This is a genomic window from Achromobacter maghribensis (assembly GCF_057334215.1).
In genome coordinates this window covers 13,942-33,613 of record NZ_JBHFII010000009.1, presented here as the reverse complement: position 1 = coordinate 33,613, position 19,672 = coordinate 13,942, and the positions used below count along the sequence as shown (strand labels likewise).

18 protein-coding genes and 1 tRNA gene are annotated in these 19,672 nt (G+C 64.6%); 10 read left to right on the top strand and 9 right to left on the bottom strand.

Going from position 1 to position 19,672, the window contains the following annotated elements; genetic code table 11:
- Positions 1–69: 69 nt before the first annotated feature.
- Genes ACE039_RS03595 through ACE039_RS03570 form a run of 6 tightly spaced genes read left to right on the top strand, consistent with a single transcriptional unit; the run spans position 70 to position 5,880 of the window.
- On the top strand, positions 70–1,077 hold the full coding sequence (locus tag ACE039_RS03595) for an ABC transporter permease (RefSeq protein ID WP_006226975.1): 1,008 nt from the start codon (positions 70–72) through the stop codon (positions 1,075–1,077).
- Positions 1,074–1,913 carry an ABC transporter permease gene (locus ACE039_RS03590; RefSeq protein ID WP_105558830.1) on the top strand — a complete coding sequence of 280 codons (840 nt, stop codon included), beginning with the start codon at positions 1,074–1,076 and terminating at the stop codon, positions 1,911–1,913. Before ACE039_RS03595 ends, ACE039_RS03590 begins: the two co-directional genes overlap by 4 nt.
- A gap of 9 nt (positions 1,914–1,922) precedes the next feature.
- Positions 1,923–3,554, top strand: a complete 1,632-nt coding sequence (locus ACE039_RS03585; protein WP_485821701.1) for an ABC transporter ATP-binding protein — start codon at positions 1,923–1,925, stop codon at positions 3,552–3,554.
- A gap of 42 nt (positions 3,555–3,596) precedes the next feature.
- Positions 3,597–3,887, top strand: coding sequence for a cupin domain-containing protein (locus tag ACE039_RS03580; RefSeq protein ID WP_105558828.1), 291 nt, complete (start codon positions 3,597–3,599; stop codon positions 3,885–3,887).
- A 19-nt stretch (positions 3,888–3,906) separates the two neighbouring features.
- Entirely contained in the window at positions 3,907–4,971 is a 1,065-nt protein-coding gene (locus ACE039_RS03575) for a histone deacetylase family protein (RefSeq protein ID WP_485821700.1), read from the top strand.
- Positions 4,972–4,986: 15 nt separating this feature from the next.
- Complete coding sequence (locus tag ACE039_RS03570) at positions 4,987–5,880, top strand: DMT family transporter (protein ID WP_485821699.1); 894 nt, start codon at positions 4,987–4,989, stop codon at positions 5,878–5,880.
- Between the two features lie 9 nt (positions 5,881–5,889).
- Here ACE039_RS03570 and gntR read toward each other — a convergent pair whose 3' ends face one another.
- A complete protein-coding gene (gene gntR / locus ACE039_RS03565; protein ID WP_313464219.1) occupies positions 5,890–6,915 on the bottom strand; it encodes an HTH-type transcriptional regulator GntR in 1,026 nt (341 codons plus the stop codon).
- A gap of 133 nt (positions 6,916–7,048) precedes the next feature.
- On the opposite strand from gntR, the gene ACE039_RS03560 reads away from it, so the two are divergent.
- Genes ACE039_RS03560 through ACE039_RS03545 form a run of 4 tightly spaced genes read left to right on the top strand, consistent with a single transcriptional unit; the run spans position 7,049 to position 11,794 of the window.
- Positions 7,049–7,591 (top strand): TRAP transporter small permease, encoded by a 543-nt coding sequence (locus ACE039_RS03560; RefSeq protein ID WP_448709866.1) that lies wholly within the window; start codon positions 7,049–7,051, stop codon positions 7,589–7,591.
- 55 nt (positions 7,592–7,646) lie between these two features.
- Positions 7,647–8,927, top strand: coding sequence for a TRAP transporter large permease (locus ACE039_RS03555; RefSeq protein ID WP_313464216.1), 1,281 nt, complete (start codon positions 7,647–7,649; stop codon positions 8,925–8,927).
- Between the two features lie 28 nt (positions 8,928–8,955).
- Entirely contained in the window at positions 8,956–9,972 is a 1,017-nt protein-coding gene (locus ACE039_RS03550) for a TRAP transporter substrate-binding protein (protein WP_105560425.1), read from the top strand.
- A gap of 40 nt (positions 9,973–10,012) precedes the next feature.
- Entirely contained in the window at positions 10,013–11,794 is a 1,782-nt protein-coding gene (locus tag ACE039_RS03545; RefSeq protein WP_105560424.1) for an IlvD/Edd family dehydratase, read from the top strand.
- 105 nt (positions 11,795–11,899) lie between these two features.
- Here the strand turns inward: ACE039_RS03545 and ACE039_RS03540 are convergent, their stop codons facing one another.
- From ACE039_RS03540 to asd, 8 genes are all read right to left on the bottom strand, one after another.
- Positions 11,900–12,265 (bottom strand): YbaN family protein, encoded by a 366-nt coding sequence (locus ACE039_RS03540; RefSeq protein ID WP_448710469.1) that lies wholly within the window; start codon positions 12,263–12,265, stop codon positions 11,900–11,902.
- 62 nt (positions 12,266–12,327) lie between these two features.
- The gene (locus ACE039_RS03535; RefSeq protein ID WP_485821698.1) at positions 12,328–13,044 is read right to left on the bottom strand and encodes a tetratricopeptide repeat protein; all 717 of its coding nucleotides are present in this window, start codon (positions 13,042–13,044) and stop codon (positions 12,328–12,330) included.
- 316 nt (positions 13,045–13,360) lie between these two features.
- Positions 13,361–13,437: transfer RNA gene (locus ACE039_RS03530), tRNA-Val, on the bottom strand.
- Between the two features lie 165 nt (positions 13,438–13,602).
- Positions 13,603–14,277 (bottom strand): phosphoribosylanthranilate isomerase, encoded by a 675-nt coding sequence (locus ACE039_RS03525; protein WP_255410208.1) that lies wholly within the window; start codon positions 14,275–14,277, stop codon positions 13,603–13,605.
- Between the two features lie 58 nt (positions 14,278–14,335).
- Positions 14,336–15,436: a TRAP transporter substrate-binding protein gene (locus ACE039_RS03520; protein ID WP_105560423.1), complete on the bottom strand. Its 1,101-nt coding sequence runs from the start codon at positions 15,434–15,436 to the stop codon at positions 14,336–14,338.
- A gap of 53 nt (positions 15,437–15,489) precedes the next feature.
- The gene (gene truA / locus ACE039_RS03515) at positions 15,490–16,299 is read right to left on the bottom strand and encodes a tRNA pseudouridine(38-40) synthase TruA (RefSeq protein WP_485821697.1); all 810 of its coding nucleotides are present in this window, start codon (positions 16,297–16,299) and stop codon (positions 15,490–15,492) included.
- A 3-nt stretch (positions 16,300–16,302) separates the two neighbouring features.
- Positions 16,303–18,162, bottom strand: coding sequence for a type IV pilus assembly protein FimV (locus ACE039_RS03510; protein WP_485821696.1), 1,860 nt, complete (start codon positions 18,160–18,162; stop codon positions 16,303–16,305).
- Positions 18,163–18,419: 257 nt separating this feature from the next.
- Entirely contained in the window at positions 18,420–19,550 is a 1,131-nt protein-coding gene (gene asd, locus ACE039_RS03505; RefSeq protein WP_105560420.1) for an aspartate-semialdehyde dehydrogenase, read from the bottom strand.
- Between the last annotated feature and the right edge of the window lie 122 nt (positions 19,551–19,672).

The window sequence follows — 19,672 nt, the reverse complement described above, 5'->3', positions numbered from 1 at the left end:
CCCCCGGATCCCGGCCGCGCGACGGAGGTTGCCCAGGCAGCCCGCGCCCGTCCAGAGAGGACCCAGAGCATGAAATTCCTGTCTTTCCTTGTTTCTCGCATCGGCAAGGCCCTGGTGGTCGTGCTGGGCGTGGTGATCATCAATTTCTTCCTGATCCGCCTGGCGCCGGGGGATCCCGCCGCCGTGCTGGCGGGCCAGGCCGGCGCGGGCGACGCCGCCTATGTCGATCAGTTGCGCGTGGCCTTCGGCCTGGACAAGCCGATCCTGACCCAGTTGATGCTGTACCTGAAGGGCGTGGTCCAGCTGGACCTGGGCTTTTCCTACCGCAATCACGTGCCCGTGCTGGACCTGATCGTGGAGCGCCTGCCCGCGACCTTCCTGTTGATGTCCTGCGCCTTCGTGTTCTCGATCGTGCTGGGTGTTTTCCTGGGCGTCGTCGCCGCAAAGGCCCGCTACCGGAACAAGCGCCGCTGGATCGACAGTTCGGTCATGACGGGTGCGCTGCTGCTGTACGCCACGCCACTCTTCTGGCTGTCGCTGATGGGCATTCTGCTGTTCTCGGTCGTGCTGGGCTGGCTGCCGGCGTTCGGCATGGAGACCGTGGGCTCCGGCTTGACCGGCTTGGCGCGCGCGGCGGACATCGCCCAGCACCTGGTCTTGCCCACCATCACGTTGGGCTGCTTCTTCATGGCCGTGTACGTGCGGCTGACGCGCGCTTCCATGCTTGAAGTCATCGGCATGGATTTCGTGAAGACGGCGCGCGCCAAGGGCGTGAGCCCCAGCCGCGTCATCCGCACCCATGTGCTGCGCAACGCGCTGCTGCCGGTCATCACATTCGCCGGCATCCAGCTGGGCCAGATGGCCGGCGGCGCGGTGCTGACCGAAACCGTGTTCGCCTGGCCCGGCATCGGCCGCCTGATGTTCGACGCCCTGTTGCAACGCGACTACCAGCTGCTGCTGGGCATTTTCCTGGTCACCTCCATCATGGTGGTGGTGTTCAACCTGCTGACCGACGTGCTGTACCGCCTGATCGATCCGCGCATCGGCGCCGGTGCGCAGCAAGGAGCCGCCGCATGAAGTCATTCGCCCAACGATACATGCGCAACTACGGCGCGGTGGCGGGTCTTGCCATCATGCTTGTCGTGGTTGTCGTGGCGCTGGCCGCCCCGCTGCTGTACGAGGAGTCCCCGTGGATGATGGTGGCGGACCCGCTGATTCCACCCTTCACCAATGCCGACTACCCCTTCGGCACCGACATGCTGGGCCGCGATATCACGGCCGGCCTGGTATGGGGCGCCCGGGTGTCGCTGATGGTGGGTCTTCTGTCGACCGCCGTGGCGCTCCTCTTCGGAATCCTGGTCGGTGCCGTCGCAGGGTACTGCGGCGGCCGCGTGGATGATGCGCTGATGCGCTTCACCGAATTCTTCCAGACCATTCCGCAGCTGGCGATGGCGGTCGTGCTGGTGGCCATCCTGAGCCCGTCCGTCTATTCCATCATGGGGGCCATCGCCATCGTGTCATGGCCACCGGCGGCGCGCCTGGTGCGGTCGGAATTCATGACGCTGAAGCAGCGCGAGTTCGTGCAGGCGGCGATTGTCATCGGCCAGACGCCCGCCCGCATCGTCAGCACCCAGATCCTGCCCAACGCCATGTCGCCCATCATTGTGTCGGCGTCGTTCATGGTGGCAACCGCCATCCTGACGGAATCATCGCTGTCCTTCCTGGGGCTGGGCGACCGTAACCTGATGAGCTGGGGCTTCATGATCGGCGCCGCGCGCACGATGATCCGCGAGGCCTGGTGGATGAGCGTCTGGCCCGGCGTGGCGATCCTGCTGACCGTGCTGGCCATCAACCTGATCGGCGAAGGGCTGAATGACGCCCTGAACCCGCAACTGCGCAAGCGCGGCGAATAGGAGGCCGACATGACCGAAGCCACGCCTCTGCTGTCCATCCAGAACCTGAGCATCGCCCTGCCCCGCGGCGGCGACCGCCCCTTTGCCGTGCAAGACGTGTCGTACGACATCCGGGCAGGAGAAATCCTGTGCATCGTCGGCGAATCGGGCTCGGGCAAGTCCATGAGCGCCAACGCCATCATGGGCTTGTTGCCCGACTACCTGACACCGCAACAAGGCCGCATTCTGTTTCGCGGCAAGGACCTGCTGCGGCAAGACGAAGCCACGCTGCAAGCCATGCGCGGAAAAGACATGGCGATGATCTTCCAGGAGCCCCTGTCGGCCTTGAACCCGCTGATGACGGTGGGCGACCAGATCAGCGAAGTCATGCGCGTCCACAACGCCTACCCGGGCGCTGAACGGCTGAAGCGCACGCTGGAACTGCTGGCCTTCGTGGGTTTGCCGGATCCCGCCACCCTGTATCACGTCTACCCCTTCCGCCTGTCCGGTGGGCAGCGGCAACGCGTCATGATCGCGATGGCGCTGGCGCTTGAGCCGGCGCTGCTGATCGCCGACGAACCGACGACCGCCCTGGACGTCACCACCCAGGCGCAGATCCTGGCGCTGATCGCCCGCATTCAGAAGGAAAAAGGCATGGGCGTGATGTTCGTCACGCACGACTTCGGCGTCGTTGCCGAGATCGCCCATCGTGTCGCCGTCATGGAAAAAGGCGTGCTGGTGGAACAAGGGCCTGCCGACGAGGTGCTGAACCGCCCTCGCCATCCGTATACCCAACGTCTGATTGCCGCAGTGCCGCATCGCCGCGGTGAAGAACGCGTTGCGGCGGCGGACGACCACCCCGTGCTCGAGGTGAAGGACCTGAAGAAGACGTATGTGATCGGCCACGGCTGGCTGGGCGGCAAGCGCGAGGTGCACGCGGTGGATGGCGTGAGCTTTGCCGTCCGGCGCGGCGAGACGCTGGGGATCGTGGGCGAATCGGGCTCGGGAAAGTCGACCATCGGCAAGTGCCTGCTGAAACTGGTCGGTATCAATGGTGGCCAGCTGATCTTCAATGGGCAGGACATCGCCGCCATGTCGGAGTCGCGGTTCCGGCCCCTGCGCCACGACATCCAGATGATCTTCCAAGACCCCTTCGCGTCGCTCAACCCGCGCCATACGGTCGGGCGCATCATCAGCGACGGCCCCGTCGCCAACGGCGTGCCGCGCGCGCAAGCTGAAACCCGGGTGCGCGAACTGCTGTCGCTGGTGGGGCTGGACCCGTCCGCTTTCGACCGCTATCCCAATCAGTTCTCGGGCGGGCAGCGGCAGCGCATCGGCATCGCCCGCGCCCTGGCGCTTGAGCCCAAGGTCCTGGTCGCCGACGAATCGGTATCGGCGCTGGACGTGTCCGTGCAAGCCCAGGTGCTGCAACTGCTGCACGACCTGCAGCAACGCCTGAAGATTGCGCTGGTGTTCATCACCCACGACCTTCGCGTCGCCGCGCAGATCTGCAATTCGGTACTGGTCATGCATCGTGGCAAAGTCGTCGAGTACGGCTCGCCCGCGCAGATTTTCGATAACCCGCAACATGCCTACACCCGGCAACTGATTGCCGCCGTGCCCGGCCAACACTGGGATCCGACTCAGGCCACAATGGCCTGAACACGTCCCGCGACCCCGATCACAACACCAGGAGAATCCCCCGTGCAACGCCCCGCAGCCGTCCCCACCGTGCAGATCGACAATGACCAGGTCACCGTCACTGAATGGCGCTTTCCGCCGGGCGGGGAAACCGGCTGGCACCGCCACGGCATGAACTACGTGGTGGTGCCGCAAACCACCGGCCCCCTGCTGCTGGATACCCCCGATGGCCCGATCACCAGCCAGCTTACGACCGGCGTCGCCTACTATCGACCCGTTGGCGTAGAGCACAACGTCATCAACCCCAGCGAAACCGAGTTCGTTTTCGTCGAAATCGAAATCAAGCAGGCTTGACGCGTCAGCGAGGACCATCATGAAGGCGTTTTTCTCGGAAGAGCAGTTGCTGCACACCCCGCAGCAATTCATGCGGTTGGGCCGCCTCAGCGCGCCCACCGACTTGCCGTCGCGGGCCGAAAGCCTGCAAGGCGCGCTGGCGGCAAGGGGAATCAAGGTCGAAGCGCCGGCCGACTACGGCCGCAAGCCGCTCGAGAACATACACAGCGCCGACTACCTGAACTACCTGGAAACGGCTTACGCCCGCTGGCAATCGCAGAAGGCGCCCGGCGTGGATCCGGGGCCTGAAGTGCTGCCGAACCTGTCGCCGTACTACAACGGCCGCATCGAACAAGCGGGCCGCGGCCCCTGCCCGTCGCCGTCCATCGTGGCGCAGACGGGCTACTACCTGAGCGACCTGTCCTGCCCGATTGGGCCCCAGACCTGGCGCTCGGCGCTGCGGTCTACCCATAGCGCCGTGGCCGCCGCCGATCACGTAGCCAGCACCGGCGGCATGGCCTATGCCTTGTGCCGGCCATCCGGCCACCACGCCCACCGCGACCGCGCGGGCGGCTTCTGCTATCTGAACAGCAGCGCCGCGGCCGCCAGCCGGCTATTGCAGACCTGGTCCAAAGTGGCCGTGCTGGACGTGGACGCGCATCACGGCGACGGCACTCAGAACATCTTCTATCACCGGGCAGATGTGATGACCGTATCGCTGCATGCGGATCCCGGCGCCTATTACCCGTTCTACTCGGGCTATGCGGAAGAGCGCGGGCACGGTGCGGGCGAAGGCTACAACCTGAACCTGCCCCTGCCGCACGGGTCCGGCAACGCCCCCTTCCTGGCCGCGCTGGACACGGCGTTGACGGCGCTTGGCCGTTACGCGCCCGAAGCCCTGGTGCTGGCTTTGGGATTCGACACGTACAAAGACGATCCCATCAGCGTACTGAAGCTGGACATCGACGCCTACCGCGATATCGGCGCGCGCGTGGCCAGCCTGGGCGTGCCCACCGTCGTCGTGCAGGAAGGCGGCTACATGGTGCAAGCGATCGGCCCGGCGCTGGATGCGTTCCTGCAAGGCATGGGACACGGCGGCGCCTGACGCCCGTCCCCCGCCATGTCCACCATCCCCTCCGCTGTCCTGCCGCCTTCGTCCACCGCCCGCAACGCCGGGATCCTGTTGTTTTTCGTCGCGCTGGTGGCATTTGCCACGTTTGACGCCGGGTCCAAGCACATGCTGGAACGCTACCCCGCGCCGTTCCTGAATGTGATGCGGTATCTGGCGGTGATCGTGCTTGCGGTCTTCATGCTGTGGCGTCACGGTAACGGGCTGCGCCTGCGTGACGCGCCCGAAAAGCCGTTATTGGTGCTGCGCGGCGTGACACTGGCCACGGTGGCCACCTGCTTCATGACCGCGCTGATCTGGATGCCCTTGTCGGAGGCCACCGCCATTTACTTCACGTCGCCGCTCATCATGGTGGCGCTGTCGCCTTGGTTGCTGGGCGAGCGCGTGCGGCCCGTGCAATGGCTAGCGGTGGCCGTAGGGTTTGCCGGCATGCTGCTGATCGTGCGGCCCGGCGCCGACCTGCCGCTGTTGGGCACGCTGCTGATGGCGGTGTCGGCCGTCTGCTACGCGATCTTCCAGGTGCTGACGCGCAAGCTGTCGGGCAAGGTGCCCGGGCCGGTGCAGTACGCGTACACGGCCATCATCTGCCTGGTCGTCACGGCGCTGCCAGCGCCCTTCTTCCTGCCTGATCCCTGGCCCACGCCCGCCGACACCGCGCTCATCATCGCGCTGGGCGCATGCAGCGGACTGGCGCAGGTGTTGTTGATTGCCGCATTTCAGCGAGTGTCGGCCGCGACGCTGGCGCCGTTGAATTACTTTCAGCTGTTGCTGGCCGTGCTGTTCAGCACATTCTGGTTCCAGCGCCCCCCTGACAGTCTGGCGCTGGCGGGCATGGCGCTGATCATGGCTTCGGGTGTTTTTCTGGCCATGCGCCGCGCAAGCTAGGCCCCCCGTTCAGCTGGTTTCGCGCTGCACCAGCGTGAAACCCAGGTCCACGTGCCGCTGGGCAACGGGTTCGCCCGCCAGATGCTGCATCAGCAGCCCCGCCGCCGACACGCCGATCTGGTAACGCGGCGTGGCAATGGTGGACAGGGGCGGCGTGGTCCAGGCCGTACCGGCCAGGTCGTGAAAGCCGATCAACGCCATTTGCTCCGGCACCCGCACGCCCAGCCTGCCGCACTGGAACACCGCGCCTTGCGCCAGGTCATCGTTGCAGAAGAAGACGGCGTCGCAATCGGGATGCTGCTGGCGCAAGGTTTCCAACAAGGAGGCGCCCAGGCTGATGGAGGATTTTTCGGGCGTCATGATTTCCAGCGTGGCGTCGTAGCAACCCGCGTCGCGCAACGCCTGCCGCGCGCCTTCGCAACGGCGCAAGGAACGCGGGTCCAATTGGGCGCCAATGATGCCGATACGCCGGCGGCCGCGCTCGACCAGATGACGGCAAGCGGCGTAGCCCGAGTCGAACTGGGAAAAGCCGACGCTCATGTCTTCGCCGTCGGCCAGCGTTTCAATCGTATGCACGGTAGCCATCCGCTGCGTGCGCAGCAACGCCCACGTGCCGGGATTGTGGTCGATGCCGGTCAAGATCAACCCATCCGGCGAATGCTGCAGGTACTTGCGCAGCAAGGCTTCCTCGGCATCCGGCGAATACCCCGTCACCCCGATCAGCATGTGATAGCCATGCTGGTCCAGCACTTCCTTGATGCCCGAAATAATGTCGACGAACACCACGTTGCTTAACGACGGAATCAATACCACGATGGTTTGCGACCGCGCCGACGCCAGCGCGCTGGCGGCGTGATTGGGCACATAGCCCAATTCCTGGCAGACGCGCGCAATGCGCAGGCGCAGCGCTTCGGCCACCTTGTCCGGCGTGCGCAATGCGCGCGACACGGTGATGGCGCTGACGCCGGCGCGGCGCGCCACCTCTTGCATGGTGACGCGGCCAGCGTGCGAACTTCGAGGTTTACGGACGGACATTGGCCCTCGTGGTCGAGTGGGAAGCGCGTAGTCTGACGCAAAAAACAGGGGCTTGCCAAAGTTGAAATGTTAGCGCTAACATCCGCCAAAGCATAAGCGAAAAAAGCCCCGGAAAACGGGGTAGGAGACAAACATGCAAGCCTTCCCTTCCGGGCGGCGCGGCGGGTCACCGCTGGCCCGCGCCGCCGATTGGTGTTTTGCGCTACAGACCTGGCTGATGGTGGCCTGTCTAGCCGTCATGGTCGTGCTGCTGTTCGGCAACGTGGCGCTGCGCTACCTGTTCAATTCCGGCATCAACGCATCCGACGAAGTGTCCCGACTGGCCTTCGTCTGGCTGATTTTCCTGGGCGCCGTGATTGCGCTGCGCGACCACCAGCACATCGGCGTGACCATGCTGGTTGAACGCTTTGGCCCTGCGGCGCGTCGCGTCTCACACATCTTCTGCCAGCTGTTGGTGTTGTGGGTGCTGTGGCTGATGGCGCGTGGCAGCTGGGTGCAGACGGTGATCGGCATGGACACCGTGCTGCCGGTTACGGGCATGCGTCTGGCGGTGTTCAACACGGCGGCGCTGTACGCGTCGATGGCCATGGGCCTATTGACCGTGATCGACCTTGTCCGTGTCCTGGCCGGCGGTCCCCTGCCGGCGGAATCCAGCCCCGAAGACCCCTTGGTCTGAGTCGGGCCCCGCCCGCCCCCAACGCGCCCGCCCCTTCCCCGCCCGGACCTTTGCAATGATCCTGACCATTTTCCTGCTTGTACTGCTGGGGCTGATCGCCCTGGGCATGCCGATTGCCTTCGCGCTGCTGCTCAGCGCCCTGGCCATGATGTTCCAGCTGGACTTTTTCGACACCCAGATCCTCGCGCAGAACATGCTGACAGGCGCCAACAGCTTCACGCTGATGGCCGTACCGCTGTTCATGCTGGCGGGTGAACTGATGAACGCTGGCGGCATATCCCGCCGTATCGTGCGCCTGGCCAGCATGTTCGTTGGCCATATCCAGGGCGGGCTGGGCTACGTGGCGATTTTTGCCAGCGTCCTGCTGGCCGCGTTGTCCGGCTCGGCCGTGGCCGACGCCGCCGCGCTGGGATCCCTGCTGATCCCCATGTTGCGTGAAAAGGGGTATGACGCCGGCCAGGCGTCCGGCCTGATCGCCGCCGGCGGCATCATCGCCCCGATCATTCCGCCGTCGATCTCTTTCATCATCTTCGGCGTGGCCACCAATGTGTCGATCACCAAGCTCTTCTTCGCCGGCATCGCGCCCGGGCTGATGATGGGCCTGACGCTGGTGGCGGTCTGGACCTGGGTGGCCCGCAAGCACGGCAGCATCACCCCGTCGCCGCGTGAACCGTGGCGCAACCGCCTGAAGGCGCTGCGCGAATCGATATGGGCGCTGATGCTGCCCGTCATCATCATCGGCGGGCTGCGCGGCGGTATCTTCACGCCGACCGAAGCCGCCGTGGTGGCCGCCGTGTATGCGCTGGGCGTCAGCTTGTTCGTCTACCGCGAGATCGGGCTGCGGGACCTCTTGCCGTTGTTCGTCAACGCGGCGCGCACGACGGCCGTGGTCATGTTCCTGGTGGCCGCCGCGATGGTGTCGTCCTACATGATTACGCTGGCGGACATGCCGCAGGACCTGATCGCGCTGCTGGAGCCGGTCATGGACCAGCCCAAGCTGCTGATGTTCGCCCTGCTGCTGTTGCTGACCCTGGTCGGCACGGTCATGGACCTGACGCCCACCATCCTGATCCTTGCTCCGGTGTTGATGCCCGTGGTCACCAAGGCCGGTATCGACCCCGTCTACTTCGGTGTCATGTTCGTGATGGTCGGCTGCGTGGGCTTGTTGACCCCGCCCGTCGGCACCGTGCTGAACGTGGTTTGCGGCGTGGCCCGCATCAATATGGAAACCATCTGCAGGGGCGTGTGGCGCTACGTCGTGGCGTACACGGGCCTGCTGGTCCTGCTGGTGATCTTCCCCGAGCTGATCACCGTACCCGCACGCTGGATGCACTAGCGGCAAAAAACCCCCAAGGAGAAGCACCATGACCCACCGATTCAAAACCCGTTTACTCGTGCTGGCCACCGCGCTGTCCTGCGCCGTTGCCGGCGTGGCCGCCGCGGCCGACGTCAAGCCGCGCCTGATCCGTTTCGGCTACGGCCTGAACGAAGAAAGCGTCCAGGGCCGCGCCGCGCGCTTCCTGGCGCAAGAGCTTGAAAAAGTCAGCGGCGGCAAGTTGAAGATGAAGACCTTCGGGTCGGCCAACCTGGGGTCGGACGAACAGATGCAAGGCGCGCTGGCCGGCGGCGCCCAGGAAATGATGGTCGGATCGACCGCGCCGCTTGCCGGGATGGTCAAGGAATTCGGCGTGTTCGACCTGCCCTTCCTGTTCAACAGCGAAAAAGAAGCCGACGCGGTGCTGGACGGCCAGTTGGGCCAGGACCTGCTGAAGAAGCTGGAAGCCAAGGGGCTGGTGGGCCTGGTCTATTGGGAAAACGGCTTTCGCAACATGACCAATTCCAAGCGCCCGATCGCGCGCGCGGAAGACCTGCAAGGCATCAAGCTGCGGGTCATGCAGAACCAGATCGCGCTGGGCGTTTTCAATACGCTGGGCGCCAACGCCGTGCCCATGCCGTTCTCGGAACTGTTCACCGCCCTGGAAACGCGCACGGTCGACGGGCAGGAAAACCCCATCACCACCATTCAAAGCAGCAAGTTCTACGAAGTGCAGCCCTTCCTGACGATCACGCGCCACGTCTACACGCCGTGGGTCGTGCTGGCATCGAAGAAATGGTGGGACACGCTGTCGCCCGACGAACAGAAACTGGTGCGCCAGGCAGCCGAAGCGTCGCGTGATTTTGAACGCAAGGACAGCCGCGCGGATTCCACCAAGGCCATGACCACGCTTGAGAAAGCCGGCATGAAGATCAACACGGTCAGCCCCGAAGAAGTCGCGCGCATGCGCCAGAAGGTGCAACCGGTGGTCGACAAATACACGCAAGAACTGGGCCCTGACCTGGTCAAGCAGTTGAATGACGAGATCCAGAAGGCGCGCAACTGACGCCTTTTCACTGACGCCCACGCGAAGCAAGCGAGTTCCCATGTCTCAGATACCCCGCAAGTTGCGCAGCCAGAAATGGTTCGACGACCCCGCGCACGCCGACATGACGGCAATCTACGTCGAGCGCTACCTTAACTATGGCCTGACGCGGCAGGAGCTGCAGTCCGGGCGGCCGATCATCGGCATCGCCCAGACCGGCAGTGATCTGGCGCCCTGCAACCGCCACCACCTGGCGCTGGCCGAGCGCGTCAAAGCGGGCATCCGGGACGCGGGCGGCATCCCGATGGAGTTCCCCGTGCATCCGCTGGCCGAACAAGGCCGGCGGCCCACGGCCGCGCTGGACCGTAACCTGGCCTATCTGGGCCTGGTCGAAATCCTGCACGGCTATCCGTTGGATGGCGTGGTGCTGACCACGGGCTGCGACAAGACCACGCCCGCCTGCCTGATGGCCGCCGCCACCGTCGACCTGCCCGCGATCGTGCTGTCGGGGGGGCCGATGCTGGACGGCTGGCACGACGGCCAGCGGGTGGGTTCCGGCACGGTCATCTGGCATGCGCGCAACCTGATGGCGGCCGGCAAACTGGACTACGAGGGCTTCATGACGCTGGCCACCGCGTCCTCGCCGTCGGTCGGCCACTGCAATACCATGGGCACGGCCCTGTCGATGAACTCGCTGGCCGAAGCGCTGGGCATGTCGCTACCTACCTGCGCCAGCATTCCCGCGCCCTACCGCGAGCGCGCGCAGATGGCCTACGCCACCGGCATGCGCATCTGTGACATGGTGCGCGAAGACCTGAGGCCATCCCACATCCTGACGCGGCAGGCATTCGAGAATGCCATCGTCGTGGCATCCGCGCTGGGCGCGTCCACCAATTGCCCGCCCCACCTGATTGCGATGGCCCGGCATGCCGGCATCGATCTCGGTCTGGAAGACTGGCAACGGCTGGGCGAAGACGTCCCGCTACTGGTCAACTGCGTGCCGGCGGGCGAACATCTGGGCGAAGGCTTCCACCGCGCGGGCGGCGTCCCCGCCGTCATGCACGAACTGCTGGTTGCCGGACGCCTTCACCCGGACTGCCCCACCGTATCCGGCAAGACCATTGGCGACATCGCCTCAAGCGCCAAGACCCGCGACGCCGACGTCATCCGCAGTTGCGCCGCGCCGTTGAAGCACCGCGCAGGCTTCATCGTCCTGTCGGGCAACTTCTTCGACAGCGCCATCATCAAGATGTCAGTGGTGGGTGAAGCCTTCCGCCGCGCTTACCTGTCCGAGCCCGGCTCCGAGAACGCGTTCGAGGCTCGCGCCATTGTGTTCGAAGGCCCGGAGGACTACCACGCCCGCATCGAAGACCCGTCGCTGAACATTGACGAACACTGCATTCTCGTCATCCGCGGCGCCGGCACGGTGGGCTACCCGGGCAGCGCCGAAGTCGTCAACATGGCGCCGCCGTCCCACCTGATCAAGCGCGGCGTGGATTCCCTTCCCTGCCTGGGGGATGGCCGGCAAAGCGGCACCTCGGGCAGCCCCTCGATCTTGAACATGTCGCCCGAAGCCGCGGTCGGCGGAGGCTTGGCGCTGCTGCGCACCGGCGACAAGATCCGCGTCGACCTGAACCAGCGTAGCGTTACCGCCTTGGTGGACGACGCGGAAATGGCCAGGCGCAAGCAGGAACCGCCCTATCAGGCGCCGGCCTCGCAAACACCGTGGCAGGAGTTGTATCGGCAACTGGTAGGCCAATTGTCGACGGGCGGCTGCCTGGAGCCCGCTACGCTATACCTGAAAGTCATCGAGACGCACGGCGATCCCCGGCATTCTCACTGAGCAGCCCGAAAAAGCCGCCAACCGCGGCCCCGCCCGCTGAACGAGCCCGGTCACGCATACCCTCGCGTGCCGGGCTTGCCCATCTTTGTTTCAGCACCCGCCAAATCAGATTTTCGGGGACGGTCGGCTGACCACGTACACCGCGCTGGCGACGAAAAACAGGCCGACGCCCACGGCCAGCGGCCATGACGGATGCGCGCTCCACCAAAACAGCGCGTAGCCCGCGGCCATGCCCAGGCAAGCATAGGCCTTGCCCTTGCGCGAGACCGCACCCTGTTCGCGCCACATGCGCAACGCGGGTCCGTAGGTAGGGCTTTCGAGCAGCCACTTTTCCAGCCGCGGAGAAGACCGCGAGAAGCAGCCTACGGCAAGAATCAGGAAAATCGTGGTCGGCATGACGGGCAAAAATGCGCCGATGACGCCCAGTGCCAACATCACGCAGCCCAACACCAACCAAAGCGCTTTCATCATGATGGTCAGCAGAATATCGCAAATGCCGAACAGGAATCGGATTGGCCGATATGACGCAAGGCCTAAGTCCGGGGTTCGGGCATTTTGGCGCGCAGGAGGTCCATGAACTTCGGACCGGGCGAGCCGCCCGCGGTGCGCGCCTTGACGACCATCGCCCATGCCTCGTCGTACTGGCCACGCCAGTAATAGGCCGTTGCCCACGACGAATACAAATAGCCCTTGTCGGGCTCCACCGCTTCGCCTTTCCGATACCACGCGTCCGACCGGGCGGTGGCCGCCACCCGGGCTTCCGGCGGCAACGTCTTGTCCTCGGCCGCGCAGCGGGCCGCGATACGGCCCGCATCGGCGTAGATGCCCTGGAAAGTGGGCGGATCATGGCTGATCGCCTGATCCATCATGCTCATGGCCTGGCAGTACTTGCCCTGGTCATGCAGCACCGCCGCGAAGCCCGTGTAGACCTCGGGATTATCCGGGTTCAACAACCATGCCTGGTTGAAGCGCCGCATGGCCATGCCGAGCTGGTCGGATCGATAAAAGCGATAGCCTTGCGAGACCCACGCCTTCGAAGCATTTTCGGCAGAGCCGAAGGCCTGCGTGGCGTCGGCAATGAGTTTCTTGTCGCCCGTCTGCCGTTCCGCAGCGGCCGCCCGATCCATGCCGCCATACATCGGCAATTCATCGATGCGCGACTGGGCCGGCGCCTCCGGCCGCGGCTTGGCCGCGCAGGCAGCCAGCATCAGCGCGGGGACCAGGAGTATTGCCTGAAGGGAGTGACGCATGTCCATGCCGGTGATAAAGATTATCGCGAACATATCAGATAAATATCCGAAGGGATTTCTCGGATTATCCAAAGCGGGCGGAAATAAGCTGAAATCCGTTATCCGCTATCCGTTAACCGGTATCCGCTATTCGTCAATGCGACGGCAGGCGCATTAATCATGCGGCGTAATCAAATGCAAGGACATACGCAACGCGCAAATGCAGTTGCCATCCCCCGCCGCCATCGCCATCACCACAAGCCCAATGCAAAAAGCCGCAAAGTCATAGACTTATGCGGCTTTTAAGACAGTGCTGGGCACTGCTTTGCAGGAATTCTGGTAGGCGGTATTGGGTTCGAACCAACGACCTCCACGATGTCAACGTGGCGCTCTAACCAACTGAGCTAACCGCCTGCAAAGAAGAAGAATTATATAGTGCTTTTTTAAACTGTGCAAATCGTCTTTGACGACTTTTTGCTGTTTTCATTGCGTTTGAAAACTTGGCGCAAGGCCTGGTTTTCATTCACAACCGTGGGGTCAAACCCCGCCCACAGCCACAGCATAACAACCACATAAGCACTACTTTATTCCCTTCAGCTTCGTGTCTGCGGCATGTGCTGCATCAACGAAGAACGAGATTCTATCAGAACTTTTTATTCCTTGCTCGACCTCGACGCCGCTGCTGACATCGACCGCCCAAGGCCGCACCAGCTCGATCGCCTGACCGATGTTGTCGCCGTTCAGGCCGCCCGACAGGATCAGCGGGCGGGACACCGGATCCGCGCGGACGTCGTCAAGCAAGGCGTAGTCGAACCCGTGGCCGCTGCCGCCGTATCCGGCGCTGTAGCTGTCGAACAGCCACCCTGCCGCTTCGCCGTAGGCGCGGCAGTGGGTAGCCAGGCTTTCGGCGGTGTCCAGGCCCGGCGCGCCGGCGCGGAATGCGCGCAGGAAGCGATGGCCGTAACGGCCGCAATCCAGCGGCGTCTCGTCGCCATGAAACTGCAGCAATTCGGGGCCGACCTCATCCAGCACGGCTTGAACATCGGCGGGGTCCGGGTTCACGAACAACGCGACGACATCCACGAACGCCGGCACCGTGCGGCGCAGTTGCGCGGCGCGCGTTGGCGTCAGACAACGCTTGCTCTTGGCGTAGAAGACGAAACCGATCGCATCGACGCCGGCCGAAACGGCGGCTTCGATGTCTTGTTCGCGGGTCAAGCCGCAGATCTTGATGCGAGTACGCATGAAATCCATCACCTGTGTCGCACAGCACGACATGTTGGACCAGTATATCCGGGGTCAAAAAAACCGTTCAGGAGCGTGGCTGGCCCAGCGTTGCGGTCAAATTATCGAAACTGCCTTCAGCCACGCGGAACCACGGCACTTCTTTGTCGCGGAACGCCGCCATGCTTTCGTACAGCTTCTTGAACATCGGGTCCTTGGCGCTCATTTCGTTATAGGCGGCCAACGACGCCTCGTAACACGCCTGCAGGACCGGCTTGGGAAACGCTTTCAGTTGGGCGCCGCGCGACACCAGTCGGCGCAACGCATCCGGATTGCCAGCGTCGTACTTGGCGATCATGTTGCCCGTTGCCATCTGGCACGCCAGCGCCAACGCCGATTGATACGGTTTGGGCAGTTCATCGTAGGCGTCCTGGTTGACGTACAGCGACAACTGCAACGTGCCCGCCCACCACCCAGGAAAATAGTAGTTCCGCGCGACTTTATACAGCGCCAGGCTCTCGTCATCATAAGGCCCGATCCATGCCACGGCGTCGACCGTGCCCTGCTCCAGCGCAGCATAGGATTCGGCGACCGGCACGTCGACCGGCGTGGCGCCCAGCCGCGACAACACATGGCGGGCGAAGCCGCCGGCCTTGACCTTCAAGCCGCGCAGGTCATCAACCGTCTTGACCTCGCCGCGAAACCAGCCGCCCATTTGCGCCCCGGTATAGCCACAGGGAAAGTTCAGGATGTTGTATTTGTCGAATAGCACGCGCGTCAGCGCCAGGCCTTCGCCCTGGCTCATCCAGGCGCTCATTTGCCGGGTGTTCAGGCCGAACGGCACGCCGGCGTCGAAGCACAGCGCCGGATCGATGTCGAAATACCGGGTCGACGCGGTATGCCCACACTCCACGACGCGGTGTTGAACGGCTTCCAGCACCTGGCCGGGCTGCACCAATTCACCGGCGGGGGAAATCTCGATCTTGAAGCGTCCATCGGTGACTTCGCCGACGTACCGCGCGACATCCTCGGCGCCCGCGAACAGCGTGGGCGATTCATTCGGAAAACTGGAAGCCAGCCGCCAGGCAACAGTAGGCGCTTCCTGCGCGAAGGCCGGCACGGCCAGCGCGGCGCTGCCTGCCGTGGCTGCACCCAGGGCGGTTTGTTTCAAAAACGCGCGGCGTTGCATGGCAAAGACCTCCAAGTGAGCGCGGAAAAGGCGCCTTGGGTTGCGGCGGCTTCCTAATAGGTTTGCGTGAACGGCGACAGCAACAGCGAACCGCCGTCCAGTTCTTCCAGGCCGAATTCGGCAGGGTAATCAATCGCGGCCAGATACAGACCATCCGGCGAGAATGTCGGCGCGCCCAGTTTGCGGTCGCGCCAGGACAACAGCTGCGCCATCCAGTCCACGGACTCCCTGCCCTGCCCGATCTGCAACAGCGCGCCCATGATGTTGCGCACCATATGGTGCAGGAACGCATTCGCCTTCAAGGTGAACACCAGGAACGGCCCGCGCTCCTCGATGTCCAGCCGGTGCATGTGGCGCACCGGGTGCTTGGCTTGGCATTGCGAAGACCGGAAGCTGGAGAAATCATGTTCGCCCACCAAGGCTTGCGCCGCGGTCCGCATGGCATCCACGTCCAGCGGCTGGAAACACCAGCCGGCCCGCCCCGCCCATAGCGCCGGCCGAACCCGGCCGCGCCACAGCAAATAGACATACGTGCGGGCGCGTGCGGAAAAGCGCGCGTGGAACTCGTCGGACACCGGCTGCGCCCATTGCACCGACACGCTGGGTGGAAGGAATGCGTTCACGCCCCGCACCCAGGATTCCATCCGGCGATCCAGCGTCGTGTCCAGATGGACCACCTGCATTGCGCCGTGCACGCCCGTATCGGTACGGCCGGCGCAGACCGTGGGAACAACGCCTTGAACACCACAAAAACTTGCCAAGGCCGACTCCAGCGTGTCCTGCACCGTCTGTCGATGCGGCTGCGTCTGCCAACCCTGCCAGGCGGAGCCGTCATACGCCAGCCCCAATGCAACTCTAGACATTATTCAAACCCTGGGACCGCTGACTCGGCGCGGTTCGTCCGTGGGCGGTTCGTCCAGGTCGAGATTGATCGTATCGAGCTTGCGGTTCAGCGCTGCCGTGTCCAGCGCAGGCTCGTTATAGGCATAGGTTTCCTCATCATCGTCCCCGCGCCGCGCGCCGGCACGGCGCAGCAGCCAGGCGATTGCAAATGCGATCAGCGCCAGCACCGCGGTCACGATGACGAGCAGATTGTCGGCAAGCCAGGCAGGCATGCCGGACGTGATGTCCTTGGCGTTGGCGGTCGGGCTTCCGGCGGCCTTGTCGGAGGAAGCGCCTGGGGTGCCTGCTGCGCCCGGTGTGCCGGTTGCGCCCGGCGTGCCTGCTACACCCGGCGTGCCCGCTGCGCCCGGCGTGCCTGCTGTGCCCGGCGTGCCCGCTGCACCCGGCGTGCCTGCTGCGCCCGACGTGCCTGCTGCGCCCGACGTGCCTGCTGCGCCCGACGTGCCCGGAGTGCCTGCTGCGCCCGGAGTGCCTGCTGCGCCCGGCGTGCCTGCTACACCCGGCGTGCCCGCTGTGCCCGGCGTGCCTGCTGTGCCCGGCGTGCCTGCTGTGCCCGGAGTGCCTGCTGTGCCTGCTGTGCCCGCAGTGCCTGCTGTGCCCGGAGTGCCTGCTGTGCCCGGCGTGCCCGCTGCGCCCGGCGTGCCCGCTGCGCCCGGGGTACCCGCTGCGCCCGGCGTGCCCGCTGCGCCCGAAGTGCCCGCTGCGCCAGAGGTACCTGCCGCGCCCGATGCCCCCGAAGTCCCTGCGGCACCCGGCGTACCCGCCGCGTCGCCTGCTCCTGCCGCCCCTTGCGGACCGACGGCCTTGTTCAGGTCGTCCACATTGGCCTGCAACTGGTTCACGCGGCCTTCGACGTCTTTCATCGCGCGTTCCGAGGACGTCCTGGCGTCGGCTTGCGCTTCCGCCTGCGCCGCGGCGCCGTTCTGCGCCTGACCGGTGGACAGGCGCACCCGGTCTTGCGTCGGCGCAGCGCTGGCCACGCCGTTGTCGCCTGGGCGGGCGACGGTGCCCGATGCCGCGTCTTGCCCCTTCACCACGGACGGATTGGCGCCTGCCGCCGCGCCGAGCCGGGCGCGGTACTTGGCAAATGCCTCGGCGTGTTCATTGAAGATACGGCGCGCTTCCGCCGGATCGACCGCGCGGACCGTCGCCGCGTCCGGGATATTCAGTTTTTGTCCGGCGCGCACCAGATTCATATTGTTCTGGATGAACGCCTCGGGGTTGGCGCGCCAGAGCGCAACCAGCATCTGGTAGACCGACGCGTTGGGCACCGCATTGCGCTGGGCAATGGCAAACAGGTTGTCGCCCGACTTCACATTGACGGAGCCCGCCGTGCCACCGGTGCGCGCCGGCGTGCCGACAGCGGCGGGCGTCACGTCGGCGCCGGTACCGCGCAGCGGCACCAGAACGCTGACCTGCACTTGGCGCTGCCCGGAGCTGGAACTGATATCCAGCAGCAAATCCACGGCACCGCTTGCCGGCGGCTGCGCGCCGCGGACGCGCAGGTTCTTGCGCGTGGCATCCAGGCCATCCTCGACCCTGACCACCATGCTGGCCAGCGGTACCGGCGGTTTCAGGCCGGCGCGCTGCCAAGCGGCTTCATCCGCCACCGAGACCTTCAGTGAAGCCACTTCGTCGGGCGTCAATTCCTGCAGCCCCACCACGGCCTGCAACGGCGCGCCCGGCACGGAAACGACGCGCGAATGCCCCACGCGCATGGCCAGCGCCGAACTGCACATGCTCGACCCTATCGCCAAAGCGATCGCCCATTGAAGGGCTTTCAAACGGCGGGCATGCTTCACGTGGCGCGAACGCTGGGTCATAAGCTGGAATTCCGTTCTTGTAGTCGAATTACGGGCTATCGCCCGTTCGCACCCATTAAGTGAGAACAGGCCTTAATTCACCGGAAAAGTGTAATGGATGACGCGCATTTCACAAACCTGAAAGGCGCATCGGCGTTGGCTCGCGAGCACATGCGCCACACTGCTTTGACGATTGCTTAAACGTCAAGGGCACCCGCAGGTGCCCTTGATTGCCTTGCTACAAGATCAGGCGGCTGCTTGCGGCGCCTGAAACGGCATCAGGCTTCAGCCAGCGCAATGCGCAGCATGCGGCGCAGCGGCTCGGCGGCGCCCCACAGCAACTGGTCGCCCACCGTGAAGGCGCCCAGGTACTGCGAACCCATCGACAGCTTGCGCAGACGGCCCACCGGGATGTCCAGCGTGCCGGTGACGGCGACGGGGGTCAGACCCGCAACGGTGGCTTCCTTGGTGTTGGGGATGACCTTGGCCCATTGCGTGCCTTCGGCGATCAGCGATTCGATTTCGTCCAGCGGCACATCGCGCTTGAGCTTGATGGTCAGCGCCTGGCTGTGGCAGCGCATTGCGCCGATGCGCACGCACAAGCCGTCGATCGGGGTGGGCGCCGTACCAAAAGCGGCACCGCGGCCCAGGATCTTGTTGGTCTCGACTTCGGCCTTCCATTCTTCCTTGGACATGCCGTCGCCCAGATCCTTGTCGATCCAGGGAATCAGGTTGCCGCCCAACGGAACGCCAAAGTGTTCGTGCGGCAGCGACGCATCTTTCTGCTTGGCCAGCACGCCACGATCGATAGCCAGGATGGCCGACGCCGGATCGTCCAGCAAGGGCTTGACGGCCTGGTTGATCTCGCCGAATTGGGTCAGCAGTTCGCGCATGTGCTGCGCGCCGCCGCCGGACGCGGCCTGGTACGTCATGGACGTCATCCACTCCACCAGGTCGTTATTGAACAGGCCGGCCAGGCCCATCAGCATGCAGCTGACCGTGCAGTTGCCGCCGATGAAGTTGCGCACGCCGCGCTTGAGCGCCGCGTCGATGACCGGGCGATTGACCGGGTCCAGGACGATGATGGCGTCTTCGGCCATGCGCAAGGTGCTGGCCGCATCGATCCAGATGCCGTTCCAGCCCGCGCCGCGCAGCTTGGGATAGACCTCGGACGTGTAGTCGCCGCCTTGTGCCGTCAGAATGATCGGCAGTTTTTTCAGAGCATCAATATCGTAGGCGTTTTGCAACGGGCCCGCGCCTTCGGCCCACGTGGGCGCGGCGCCGCCAGCATTGCTGGTGGAAAAGAACACCGGTTCGATCAGTGCGAAGTCGTTCTCGTCGCGCATGCGTTGCATGAGCACCGAGCCGACCATTCCGCGCCAGCCGACAAGGCCTACTGCTTGATTCATTTCAATCGCTCTATAAAGGTGGAGACAAGGTCCGGGTAGAAAAAGTCGTGCAATTCAACAATTTATCAGAATGCACGCGGAGATGTTGCGGCGCAGCTAGAAAAAATTGGGGCCGGAAGACC